At 58.1% G+C, this 12,852-nt stretch carries 11 protein-coding genes; 3 read left to right on the top strand and 8 right to left on the bottom strand.

Annotated elements, in window-relative coordinates:
- Nucleotide 1: 1 nt before the first annotated feature.
- Nucleotides 2-1,132 (bottom strand): efflux RND transporter periplasmic adaptor subunit, encoded by a 1,131-nt coding sequence (locus tag B5F38_RS03855; RefSeq protein WP_087408005.1) that lies wholly within the window; start codon nt 1,130-1,132, stop codon nt 2-4.
- A gap of 207 nt (nt 1,133-1,339) precedes the next feature.
- Between B5F38_RS03855 and B5F38_RS03850 the strand changes: the two genes are divergently transcribed.
- Nucleotides 1,340-2,224, top strand: a complete 885-nt coding sequence (locus B5F38_RS03850) for an AraC family transcriptional regulator (RefSeq protein ID WP_087408004.1) — start codon at nt 1,340-1,342, stop codon at nt 2,222-2,224.
- Between the two features lie 155 nt (nt 2,225-2,379).
- Nucleotides 2,380-3,405: a glycosyltransferase gene (locus tag B5F38_RS03845; RefSeq protein WP_087408003.1), complete on the top strand. Its 1,026-nt coding sequence runs from the start codon at nt 2,380-2,382 to the stop codon at nt 3,403-3,405.
- A 21-nt stretch (nt 3,406-3,426) separates the two neighbouring features.
- On the opposite strand, the gene B5F38_RS03840 is transcribed toward B5F38_RS03845, so the two are convergent.
- From B5F38_RS03840 to dut, 7 genes are all read right to left on the bottom strand, one after another.
- Nucleotides 3,427-4,536, bottom strand: coding sequence for a hypothetical protein (locus B5F38_RS03840; protein ID WP_087408002.1), 1,110 nt, complete (start codon nt 4,534-4,536; stop codon nt 3,427-3,429).
- Nucleotides 4,537-4,610: 74 nt separating this feature from the next.
- Nucleotides 4,611-6,050: an oligosaccharide flippase family protein gene (locus B5F38_RS03835; protein ID WP_087408001.1), complete on the bottom strand. Its 1,440-nt coding sequence runs from the start codon at nt 6,048-6,050 to the stop codon at nt 4,611-4,613.
- Nucleotides 6,051-6,056: 6 nt separating this feature from the next.
- Entirely contained in the window at nt 6,057-6,989 is a 933-nt protein-coding gene (locus B5F38_RS03830; protein ID WP_087408047.1) for a GNAT family N-acetyltransferase, read from the bottom strand.
- A gap of 19 nt (nt 6,990-7,008) precedes the next feature.
- Nucleotides 7,009-8,250, bottom strand: coding sequence for a peptidoglycan DD-metalloendopeptidase family protein (locus B5F38_RS03825; RefSeq protein ID WP_087408000.1), 1,242 nt, complete (start codon nt 8,248-8,250; stop codon nt 7,009-7,011).
- Nucleotides 8,247-9,077: a DUF4292 domain-containing protein gene (locus B5F38_RS03820; protein ID WP_087407999.1), complete on the bottom strand. Its 831-nt coding sequence runs from the start codon at nt 9,075-9,077 to the stop codon at nt 8,247-8,249. Before B5F38_RS03820 ends, B5F38_RS03825 begins: the two co-directional genes overlap by 4 nt.
- Nucleotides 9,074-10,828 (bottom strand): tetratricopeptide repeat protein, encoded by a 1,755-nt coding sequence (locus B5F38_RS03815; protein ID WP_087407998.1) that lies wholly within the window; start codon nt 10,826-10,828, stop codon nt 9,074-9,076. Before B5F38_RS03815 ends, B5F38_RS03820 begins: the two co-directional genes overlap by 4 nt.
- Before the next feature lie 19 nt (nt 10,829-10,847).
- Nucleotides 10,848-11,288 carry a dUTP diphosphatase gene (dut, locus tag B5F38_RS03810; RefSeq protein ID WP_087407997.1) on the bottom strand — a complete coding sequence of 147 codons (441 nt, stop codon included), beginning with the start codon at nt 11,286-11,288 and terminating at the stop codon, nt 10,848-10,850.
- A gap of 226 nt (nt 11,289-11,514) precedes the next feature.
- Between dut and dgt the strand changes: the two genes are divergently transcribed.
- On the top strand, nt 11,515-12,846 hold the full coding sequence (gene dgt, locus B5F38_RS03805; RefSeq protein ID WP_087408046.1) for a dGTP triphosphohydrolase: 1,332 nt from the start codon (nt 11,515-11,517) through the stop codon (nt 12,844-12,846).
- Nucleotides 12,847-12,852 lie beyond the last annotated feature (6 nt).

Below are 12,852 nucleotides of genomic sequence, written 5' to 3'. Positions count from 1 at the left end.
GTCAATCCTCCTCTTTAACCTCTTGTGCGGCGACCGCAGGGTCGACTACGGTACCCTCTTTCAACAGGCCCGCACCCTCCGATACAATCACGTCGCCCGATTGCAAACCGCTCTCCACGATATACTCGGTGCCGTCGTTTATCTCAAATACCTCGATGGGAGTCGATACCGCTTTCCCGTCGACCACCTTGTAGGCAAACACACGGTTCTGTATCTCGTAGGTTCCTCCCTGCGGTATGACGATACACTGCTTGCGATCGTAGGGCACGATTACATTGGCCGACCCGCCGCTCAACAGCCGTTTGTCCTTGTTGTCGAATACGGCCCGCAGGCTCATCGTGCCGGTGGTCTTGTCGATCATGCCGCTGATGACATCGACCCGACCCTTGGTCCCGTACACGGAGCCGTCGTTCAGCTCGAGCGACACCTCGGGGAAAGAGGCGAGGGCCTTGTCGAGCGACCCGTATTGCGCCGTGAGCGCGAGCACCTGTTTCTCGGTGAGGGAGAAATAGACATACATCTGCGAATTGTCCGATACCCGGATGAGCGGCTCGGTCATCGACGAGCTCACCAGTGCCCCGATACGAAACGAGGTCATGCCGGCATAGCCGTCGACCGGGCTCTTCACCTCGGTATACGAGAGGTTGTTCTGCGCATCGGTCAGTTCGGCCTGTGCCTGCTGCAAGGCAGCCTGTGCACTCTTGTACTCGTTCTGGGCCGTATGCAGTTCAAAGTCCGAAATCACCCGGTCGGCAAAGAGCAGCTTCTTCCCTTCCAGAGTCTGTTTGGCCGTAGCCTCGTTGGCCTCGGCCGTAGCCACTGCGGCGACCGCCTTCTGCAAAGCGGCTTTATAGGGCACCTGGTCGATAACAAAGAGCACCTCGCTCTTGCGCACATGGGCACCCTCCTCGACCAGCACCCGGGTGATGGTGCCCGATACCTGCGGGCGCACCTCCACATCTTGTTTTCCTTCTATCACAGCCGAGTATTTCACCGAGAGTTGTCGGTCTTCCGGCTTTACCGTCAGTAGCGGATAAGTATCGCCGCTACTCTGCATGCCGGCCTTTTGCTGACATCCCGCCAACATGCCGGCACAGCACAAACCCCATACTAAAAATCTTTTTACCTTCATTTTTTAGTTAATTTTGTTATTTCCCGGTGTAAAAATAGATGGTGTTGTCCGGCTACTGCTTAGACAATCGGCGCAAGGATTTGTCCAAATAGCACCCCATTAGAATTTATTAGGAAATCGTATGTCTATTTGACGTATAGAATTGTAATTTAGAGACATTTTGCCCTATTTTTGTAACGATTTAATATCGTATATATCAATCGCACCATGACTCAAAAAGAGTTATCCTCCCTCTTCCCGGAGAGTTGCCGGATAGGGAATCTGATTTTGCTTGTTTCTCCCGAACAGTTTTACAAATTGGAAGGTCTCACCATCACGGGCAACCGCATGTTTATGATGCTCTGCCAGGGAAGTATGAGCCTGACCCTCAACGACCGCCCCTACGAACTTGGAGCCCACTCCTATTTCGACATCATGGAGACCACCACGGCCCGCATCGACTCGACCTCGTCCGACCTGCGGGGATGGTGCCTCTTCATCTCGTTCGAGTTTGCCAGCGAATCGCTCAAGAATCTGCGCCCCGGCCCCCTGCACTACTCGCTCGAGCACCCCAACATACGCATCTGGCACTTCTCGCCGAGCGAAATCGACCGGCTCGAACTTCAGCTCAACCTTTTGAAAGAGACTATCGCCAACCCCTCGCACTACTACCGCCGCGAACTGGCCAGTGTCTACTTCAAGAGCTTCAGCCTCGAGCTGGGCAACTGCATGCTCTCGCACCAGGAGAACCCCAACGACATGCCGCCCTATGTGAGCAAGCGCGACTTTATCACCCTCAACTTCATGACGCTTGTCTCGAAACATTTTGCCGAGGAGCACCACATCGAGTTCTATGCCAACGCTCTCTGCATCTCGACCAAACACCTCACCCGGGTGGCGCGCGAAATGGTGGGGAAAACGCCTCATGCCGTCATCTGCGACGAAATTACGCACCAGGCCATGACCTTGCTCGAAGACGACCGCATCTCCATCGGGCAGATTGCCGAGCGGCTTCACTTCTCGGACCAGGCCTCCTTCTGCAAGTTTTTCAAGAAACAGAAACAGATTTCGCCCATGGCTTACCGCCGGCAGAACAAGACGGGCATCGAGTGACGGCTGACTACTTGCCGCCAAGACGAAGGAAAAGAGTGACTACCAATAAGCCTGTTCCCGGCACACGCCCTCCGGTCGATAGTTCGTTTTTCTGAAAAAAATCGTTACTTTTGTCTCGGGCCCGTACCGCGTGATATCCACGGACCCACAGGCTTATGAATCCGCTTATCTCTGTCATCATACCGGTCTACAATGCCGAGCAGTTTCTGCCGGCCTGCCTCGACAGCGTGCTGCACCAGGACTACCCGTCGTTCGAAATTCTGGTTATCGACGACGGCTCGACCGACGGCTCGGCAGCCCTCATCGACCGATATGCGGCCCGAGAGCCCCGCATCGTGGCCCTTCACCAGCGCAACGCCGGGGTATCGGCGGCCCGCAACCGGGGACTGACCGAGGCCCGGGGCGAATACATCGCCTTTGTCGATGCCGACGACCGTGTGACCCCCACCTATCTCTCCCACCTGCTCTCGACTCCAGCCGACCTGGTCATCGCAGGCATAACGCTGCTCCATGAGCCGTCGGGACGAACAGAGTCGCACGGGTTCGACCGCACCCGCTCGGCCCGGACCGACTGCGAACGGGGCCTCCTCTTTGCCGATGCCGAGATACACGACACCACCAAAGGGCCCTGCAACAAACTGTTCAGACGTGAGATTATCGAGCAGCACCACCTTCGTTTCGACCCTCGCTACTCCTATGGCGAAGACCACCTGTTTGTACTGGAATTTGTGAAGCACTGCCACTCGATAGCCCAAATCGCCCACACCGACTACCTCTATATTCACCGCCCCACGGCGGCATCGCTCACCCACCGGCTGCTCCCCTACAAGGCACTGTCGGCCTACGCCCGCGAGGCCTACGCTCTGCGGCAAGAGCTCATTGCCCGGCTCGGTATCGACAACCGGGAGTACGACCGCTACCTGCTGGAGGAGCGGGCGCACCTCATCTACCAGTCGATTTACGCCCTCTACTCGGCCGAGGGGCACTACCCCGCCGACGAACGGTGGGCCTTCATCGAGGAGGTCTACCGCTGCGACTACGACATGGTGACGACAGCTACCCGGCTGCCGCTGATATTCCAATTGATGAAAATCGCTTTACGCTGGAAAAGGCGGCCGTGGACCGACGGCACGCTGCTGCTCCTCTCGCGAGGGAAAGAGTGGATCAAGAAACATTTTTAAGAAACTTGTTGGAGAACATCCCTATCGGCATCGGGCCCAAAAGTCGAGAAAACGCCGGGCTACCACCTCGTCGCGATTGTGTTTCACCACAAACTCGCGGCTGCGACGCGCCTGCTCGGGCAGACGCTCGGGGTGAAGCACCAGCTCCTCGAGCTGTGCCTCCAGCTTTTCGTCGTCGGGGATGGCATTGACAATCGGGTGGTTCTCCTTCTCCCCGATAAAATCGTAATATTCGGGCTCGGCCCCGCTCACCACCACCAGCCCCTGGGCCATCGCCAGCAGCGCGTTAGTAGCCGGCGTGTAGCTGTACAGCTGGTCGAGCACCACATGCGACGACCGCATCAGCTCTACATATTCGCGATAGGGACGGTTCTCGACAAAGACCAGTTCGCACTTGTCGGGGTGACGCTCGGCCACCCTTCGGGCGGCAGCCCACATGCGGTCGGTACCCTTCTCGACCATGCGGTCGCGGTGTACCCCCAGAAAGAGCTTTACCCGCGAGGGAATCTCGTCGCCGTGGGCCATCGTGAACGAATCGGTATCGATGGGGATGCCGGCATAGGCCAACCGTGAGGGGTCGACCACCCGGCGGCACGACTCGTTGTATTCATACAGGGCACTCACCACCCCCCACACATGCTCATACACATAGCGGGTATAGTCGGTCAGTGCCGGAGCTTGCCAGCGCCGGAGCTCGTCGGGCTGGGCCAAGGCAAGCGGCGAGGGCCGGTCGCCTATCTGCCACTCGGTATACCGCAACGCGCCCGACAGACAAAAGTCGATGTAGTAGGTATCGGTGCCCATGGCGGTGAGATAAACCGCCCCGTTCCTGGCAAGCAGGCGGTCGAAGAGCTGGCGTAGCCGGCAAGGCTGCAAGGAGGCGAATCCGGGGGAATTGATTTGTACGATGTCATACCCCTCCAACCGCGACCGCAGCAGGGTATTCAGTTTGACCCACAACAACAGCCCGCCCACCTTGTTCCTGAACGGACGCGAGGTGTCGATGTCGCGGGCCGTATTCATCCAACGCGACCCGTCGGAGGCCACCGTCACTTCGTGCCCCATGCGCCGCAACGCCAGCGACAGGGCCCGGTGGTAATTGCTGTAATCGCCTGCCAACAATATCTTCATGCTTTCATACCCTCCTCGAAATACTATCTTCTTACTTGAAAAACGCCTGTTCGCCCCGCTTTATTGCATGGCACCTACAACAGCCTCCGTTTCAACTGCCAGCCGGCCAGAAGCACCCACATCGCCGTGGCTACCCAGGCACCGATCACCTGACCGCCCTGCCACAAAAGCAGCACGACGGCACACCCGGCCACACTCAGCCCCAACAGCCCGAATACCCGCAGGGGCACGCGCAACCCGTACTTGATACGGCACAGCAGATAGATGCCCGTCCCCGAACAGAGATAGGCCAGCAGATAGGCTACCCCCACCCCGGCCAGTCCCCACCGGGTATATCCCAACAGGTAGAGAACGAACATCAGCGAGTCGGCCAGCACTTCGGTAATGAGGTAGAGGCGACCTGCCCCCTTGGCCAGCAGCACAAAACTGACGCTCCACGAGAAGGCGCGGAACAGCATGCCCAGGGCCGCCCACGAGATGTACCCCCCGATTGCCAGGAAATCGGCCGTATATAATATATGTATAATCAGCGTTTGCAAAACGATAAAGAGCGAGATGAAGGGCACCAGTATCAGCAGCGAGGTCTCGACCTGCCGCGACACATGCTCCGAGAGCAGAGCCCGGTCTTCGCAAACGACCGAAAGCCGGGGGTAATACTCCATCGACATGGCCGTGAAGACCAGCCCCACATATTGCATCACCAGCGTGTAACCGGCCTGGTAGTACCCCACCTCGCCGGTGCCGCTGTGGCTGTTGAGCCAGGCCACGAACAGATAGGAGTAGAGCGTGGTGATGAAGCCGCTCACCGTCATGTAGATGCCCAGTGCGGCGATGCCCCGCCCCTGCCGATAAGTCTCGCGCCAGTCAATCGAAACCGGCTCGATTTTCATGCGACGGCCCAACAGCACCGTCACCAGAACGATGGCAAAGGTGTGGGCGATAATAGCGGGCACGATACCCGAGATGCCGTAGAAGTAGAACAACGGCAACGACAGCAGCAGTGCCAGCACCGACCCCAGCACCGAGCAACGGGCCAGCACCCGCAGGCGGTTCGAGGCCTGAATGATGGCCCGCTCACCCTCGGTAAGTGCGGTAAACAACAGCGTGCACGACAGGAAGACAAAACCCCAGATGTGTTGCGAGTCGCCAAAGGTGTAGCGACTCAGCACCGGGGCAAAGGTGAGCATAAGCACCGCCCCCAGCAGACCGGTGAACCACACCCAGCGGCGCACCACCTTCACCAGGCTGGCAAACCGGTTACGGTCGCCCGACTTGAAGGCCCTCGACAGGTCGCGCACCGAACTGGTGCCGATGCCCAGCCGGGTCAGGGCCGAAATCATGTCAACCGTGTTGCTATACAACCCGATGATGCCTACCCCCTCGGCACCCAGCCAGATGGCTACCAGTTTGGTCTTGATAATCGAACAGAGGATGGTGAACACCTGCGTCCCCCCGAAAAGGCCGGTAGCCTTCACGATGGTGCGGTATATCTTTTTGTCCTCCCCGCTGTTCATGGCTGGTTATAAAATTATCTCGTAAATGTTATAGGCGACGGCCCGGCATCCGAACCCCTCCTTCTGGGTGATGAGCCCCTCGTTGAGGTAGTGGCCCATATCCTCGGTCGACTGCCCGAAGTCGAACCACTTGCGGTCGGCAAACACCTCGCCGATGATTTTCCCATAAAGCAGGTCGAGAGCTCCCGAGCTCTTCCCCTCATGCGAAGCCGAGGTGTACTGGGCATGTGCCACGATACCTGTGTCGTAGATGACACTGCCGGCCAGCACCTCGTTGCCGCGCATCGTCACCAAGTGACGGATGCGGTCGGGGAAACGGCTGTGCAGCAATTCGATTTCGGCCAGCGAGTGGACCGGCTTCACGTGGAACCGCTCCTGCAGATTGGCCTCCAGAATGGCCCAGAAGGGGGCGAAGTCGGTCGTCTCGACCACCTGCAGTCCGGCCTGCTCAGCCTTCTTGATGCGGCTGCGGCGGTCGGCCCGGAAGCGCAGCGGACGATCCTGCTGCACGGTCGACGAGATGTTGCATCCCACCCACCGGGCATTGAGCCGGAAGAGGGCGTAGAGGTCGGCCTCCGACGGATAGCGGTGATAGATATGGGGCACGCATTTGTAGACCCACTTGACAAAACGCTCCTTGCGCAGGAAGTCGGCAATGAGCTGCATGATTTCGAGCACCTGCACCGTAGTGTTGCGGGTGGTCATGATGAGCCCGCCATAGGTGAGGCCGGCGTGCGAGTAGAGCACGTCGCCCTGGCGGTTGGCCGGCAACAGGGCCAGCAGTCTGTTATCGTCGTAGACCAGCAGCGAGTAGTCGCTGAAGCGGTCGGCATGATACTCCATGTACTCCCGCAGAAACAGGAAGGTCCCGTTCGACGACTCGTTGACAAAATCGTTCCAATCGCGGTGATAAGCCGCCGTATACCGGTGTATCTCCATGCCCATACCTTTTTCGTTTTTACAGATTAAGCCACGACTCGGGGTTCAGCTTCGTACGCTCTTTCCAGAGCTGGAAGGTGAGGATGGTGCGGTTGCCATCCTGCGAGTCGGAATAGATTTTACCCAGGTTCTGCCCGGTCTTCACCTTCTCGCCGGCCCGTACATAGACCTCGCTCAGGTTGGCGTAGATGGTCAGGTAGTTACCGTGCCGCACGATGATGGTACTGTTGTATCCCGGGGTAACGAAGATGCGCGATACCACCCCGTTGAAAACGGCCCGAGCCTTGGTACCCGGTGTAGTCTCGATGTCGATACCGCTGTTTTCGGTCTGCACGTAGCGCAGTTCGGGGTGCTGCTGACGACCGAAGTGGGCCACAATCTTGTAGCTGCCCGAGAGGGGGAAGGGCAGTTTGCCCTTGTTCTTCTCGAAGCTGCCCGAGAGGGCCAGCTCCTCCTTGGTCATCTTGTAGCCCTTGGTCGAACGCTTGGCAGTCGAGGTCTGCCCATCGGCCTTGTTGGCGCGGTCCGACGACTTGCGCTCCTCCTCGGCAATAAGCTGTTCGAGCTTGCGGTCGAGAGCCTCGGCCTGTTTCCGCTTGCGGTCTATCTCGCGTTTCAGCTGTTTCTCCTGTTTCTTGAGACCGGCAATCAGGTTGCGCTTGCTGCTCTCCTGCTTCTCCAGCACATTGGCTTCGGCGCTACGCTCCTTGAGTATGGCATTCTTCTCGGCCATGCTCTTGGCCAGCTCCTTCTGCAACTCCTCGAGCTGCTGCTTGCGCTCGGCTATTTCGGCGGCCTGCCGCTTGCGCCAGGCCGAATACTCCTTCAGATAGCGGGCCCGCCGATACGACTGGCTCAACGACGAGGCCGAGAAAATGAACATCAGTTCGTCATACTCCGACCGCCGGTGCCCCATGCGCTTCACGGCATTGGCATAGCTGCGCTTCTTGGCCGTCAAATCCTTCTGCAGCAGGTAGATGGTATCCTTGACCGCCCGCTGCTTGCGGTTGATGACGGCAATCTCCTTGTTGATTTTGGCAATCAGATTGCGTTGCTGCTTGATTTCGGCCGTGATGCTGTTCAACTCGTTGAGCGAACTCTTGGCGCTGCGCAGCGTCTTGTCGAGCTTTTTGTTGGTCTCGTTCAGCTCCTTCAACGTCTGCTCCCGATTGCGGCGCAGCTTCTCCATCTCGAGGGTCTGGGCGAAGAGAGTCGAAGCCCCCAACCCGATGATGCAACATAAGACTAACCACCTTTTCATATCGACAACTCCTTTAACAACTGCGTAGCCGAAACTCGCGTATACCTCGACAAGTCGAGCTTCTCGATGCTTACCTTCCCGTTCCAGGCAATCGACGAGGCGTCATAGCCCAAATTGAGCGACAACGGCAGACTCAACCCCGTGAGAGACAACTGCATGGTGGTGGGGAAGTTGTCGCTCGTCCCCTGCTTGACAAAGTCGGCATAGTGGCACACAATCGACTTGCTGCCATCGGCCGAACTCAACTGCGTCGAAAGCAGCTTCGTGCCGTTCAGGTCGAACCGATAGCCAAAACGGGTATCCTGACTGCGGGGTTGCAACGACCACCGCGACGACCCCGACTCGATGACCTCGAAGTCGTCGATGTGACAGGCCGACGAGCTACTGCCCAGCAGGAAGATGCGCCCCAGCAGGGCATCCTGAACCGTGGCCAGCGAGAGCTCCTGCGAGAGCCGCGCCCCTATCGAGGCCAGCGACTCGCCTACGTACCGGCGCTGCATCTTGTCGATGACAAAGAGGCTGTCGCGCGTCATGTAGAGCCGCGCCACCTCGATACCCAAAAAGACTCGCACCGAAATCTGCAACGACTCACCGCGCACCATGCGCACCTGCGTGTTCGTGCTCAGCGAGCCCCCTTTGCCCAGCCCCACATCGGCCGACCCCTTCGCCGAGAAGGTGGTCCACTCGGGATACGATGCCATGAGGGTCTCGAAATTGTTACGCACCTCTCGCGACACCGGCTGGTGGGTGGCCAGCTCTTTTCCCCCTTTACAGCCTGCCAGCATCGACAGCAACGCGATACAGACCGCTACGTATATAGGTTTCATTTCTCAATATATTTCTTTTGCTCGATTTTCTCTTTCAATACATCGGCCGACTCGCTCCCCAGGTCGAGGGCCTTTTGCCAATAGGTCACCGCCTCGTCCAGCTCGCCCAGCATGGCCAGTATGTCGCCGTAGTGTTCATACAGTTCGGCACTGGGTTCGGGGCTCTTGTCGATGGCATTCTTCATGTAGAGACGGGCCAGCGAGTAGTCGCCCTTCTTGAAAAATATCCACGCATAGGTATCGAGGTAGGTGGCGTTGTCGGGTTCGGCTTTCACCGTTTGGGCACTCATCCGTTCGGCCTTGTCGAGGTCGCGCCCTTCGACGGCCAGGAAATAGCTGTAATTGTTGAGCACCGGTATGTTCGAGGCGTTGTACGACAGCGCCAGGTCGTACATGGCATAGGCCTTCTCGCGGTCGCCCGACGAGTGATAGACATCGCCCATCTGCCCGTAGAAGAACGACTTCGTGCCGTTGTCGCCCTCGTCGACATAGGTGAGTCCCGTCTCGAGCATCTCGAGCGCCTCGGCATAGCTCTTCGTCTGCGTGCTGGCTACCGCCACATACATGTAAATATCCTTCTGGTCGGGCACATACTGTATGGCCCGCTTGCCCACCCGTATCACGTCGGCATACTTCTCCTGATAGAGATACAGCCCGATCAGCTGCAACCAGTTCTCGGGGTTGGAGGGGGCCAGGTCGGTAGCGATGGCATACTGCTCCTCGGCCCGTGTAAACTCCTTGCGGCTCGACAGGTACATGCCGAAGAGCCGGTGCACCGGCTCCTCCTGCGGATATTGCTCGAGCATCTCGGCAAAGAGCGAATCGACCCGATTCAGCTCCTGCTTCTTCTTCATCAGGTCCACGATGTAGGTGCTGAAGATGTTCAGCTTCGTATCCACGTCGATATGACGGTTTATCAAGGCATTCCGTATCTCGTTGTTGTAGGCGATGGAGTCGCCCTTCTTCTCGTAATAGCCGGCCTTCGACAGATAGACGTAGCCATTCTCGGGCTCCACCTCCAGAGCCCGGTCATACATGGCCAGGGCCGACGAGTCGCGCCCCGCCTCGAGGTAGATGTCGCCCAACAGCCGCATGTAGTCGGTATTCTGGGGAAAGGTGCGTTGCAGTTTCTCGGCCTCGGAGACCATCGCATCCATATCGCCCATGTGCTCGTAGAGCTTCAGCTTCTCGATGGTGATGGGGACCTTTATCCCCATCGACGACTCCAGACTGTCGTAGCAGGCTACAGCCGATTTCAGGTCGCCCTTGGCGGTATAGGCTTCGGCCAGGGCCGAATTTATCTCACCCTTGTCGGGATTCTGTTTGAGCAACCGCGACCAGATGCGAATCGCCTCGTCGTGCTGTCCGCTCTGTTGCGAAAAGTTGGCATAAACCACGTTGTACCAATAGTTTTCGGGGTGTTGCTCGGCGGCATAGCGCAGGTCGCCGCGAGCCTGGTCGTAGAGGCCCAGACGCAGGTAGTAGGGAGCCAGAAAGAAACGGGCAGCCGCACTGGCGGTATCGATTTCGGCGGCCCGGCTCATCAGGTCGAAAGCCGCATCGTCGTGGTCGAGAGCCTTCTGCCGCTCGGCCTCGAGGTAAAAGTATTCGAACTTCTGGCGCTCTTCGGCCGAGAGTTCACCCTCGCCGGCTCCGCTTCTGTGCAGGGCACAACCGGTCAGGGCAACACACCACGCTACGCACAGCAGCGCTATCGTTCCATATTTTCGCATGCTCATCATCCTCATCATAACTTCGTCCAGAGGCTTTTTATTTCACACCCGTATGACCGAATCCACCGGCTCCGCGCTCGGTCTCGTCGAGCGACTCGACCTCGTCCCACTCGACCCGGCAATACTCCTTCACCACCATCTGGCAGATGCGCTCGCCATCCTCAATGGTAAAGGGCTTGTCCGATACGTTGAGCACAATGATGCCCACCTCGCCCCGATAGTCGGCGTCGATGGTGCCCGGCGTGTTGGGTATGGTGATGCCATGCTTCAGCGCCAGCCCGCTGCGCGGCCGTATCTGCGCCTCATACCCCTCGGGCAGGGCGATATAGAGACCGGTGGGGATGAGCTTGCGCTCGAGGGGAGCCAGGGTGACCGGCTCGGACAGGTTGGCGCGAATATCCATACCGGCCGAAAACAGCGTGCTGTACGAGGGTAGCGCGTGATGCGACTTGTTGACTATCTTGACAGAGACCTTCATCGGAATATACGTTTATAAAGAATACTTATTTTCACTCTTTTAATCTGCGAAAATAACGAAATCCTATCAATAAAGCACCCTATTTTTTATATTTTAATGCGATACCCGTCCAAAGGGGGCCGAGTTTTTTGCCGCTTCGCAATATTTTATCTCTCTTTTTTACTACATTTGCACAGATTGTTGACAAGAATCCATAAACATGCAAGCCAAGGATACCCCCACCCAAATGCACTGGGACCGCCTCATCACCTCCAAACGCTTCGGCATGGAGAAATACCACGACGAGCGGCACCACACCCGCACCGACTTTCAGCGCGACTACGACCGCCTGGTCTTCTCGGCACCCTTCCGTCGCCTGCAGAACAAGACTCAGGTATTCCCGTTGCCGGGCAGCATATTCGTGCACAACCGGCTCACCCACAGCCTCGAAGTCTCGTGCGTAGGGCGCTCGCTGGGCAACAACGTGTCGTCTACGCTCTCCGAGAAATACAGCGGCGAGCCTTGGTGCCACAAGCTCAACCACCTGGGGGCCATCACCTCGGCGGCTTGTCTGGCCCACGACCTGGGCAATCCCCCCTTCGGCCACTCGGGCGAACGGGCCATTGCCACCTACTTCTCCGAGGGGAACGGGCAGGTGCTGAAACAGGAGTTGAAAAACGAGCACCACTGGCAAGACTTCACCCACTTCGAGGGGAATGCCAACGCCTTCCGCCTGCTCACCCACCAGTTCCACGGCCGGCGTCCCGGCGGCTTTGCCCTCACCTACTCGACTCTTGCCTCGATTGTGAAATATCCCTACTCGTCCATCCAGTCGACCAAGCGGGGCAAGTCGGGATTCTTCACCTCGGAGAAGGAAGATTTCCTGCGCATCGCCAACGACCTGGGCATGCTCCCCGAGGGCGACAGCGGCGAGCGTTACCATCGCCACCCGCTGGTCTATCTGGTCGAGGCGGCCGACGACATCTGCTACCAGATTATGGACATCGAGGATGCCCACAAGCTGAAGATTCTCACCACCGAAACGGTGAAGAGGCTCTTCCTCGACTTCTTCGACCCGAAGCGGCAACAGCACATTCTCGACGTGCTCAAGGTGGTGACCGACCTCAACGAGCAGATTGTCTACCTGCGCTCCTGCGTCATCGGCACCCTCATCGACGAATGCTCGGCCCTCTTCTGCCGCGAAGAGCAGGCGTTGCTCGAAGGACGGTTTACCGGGGCTTTGGTCGACCACATCTCCGACCGTCCCTGCCAGGCCTACCGCAACTGCGCCGCCACGGCGATGGAAAAGATTTACAAATCGTCCGACGTGCTCGACATCGAGCTGGCCGGTAACCGCATCATATCGGTGCTGCTCGACAAGTTTCTCGATGCCGTGCGATTCCCCGACAAGGCCTATTCGCGCCTGCTGCTCAACAAGGTACCCGAGCAATACGAGATGCACGCCCCCACGCTCTACGGCAAGGTACAGGCGGTCATCGACTACATATCGGGCATGACCGACGTCTATGCCCTCGACCTCTATCGCAAAATCAACGGCATGAGCCTCCCCTCGCTTTAAACACGA

The sequence above is a fragment of the Barnesiella sp. An22 genome (assembly GCF_002159975.1).
Lineage (GTDB): Bacteria > Bacteroidota > Bacteroidia > Bacteroidales > Barnesiellaceae > Barnesiella > Barnesiella merdigallinarum.
This window is presented reverse-complemented; position numbering and strand designations above follow the sequence as displayed.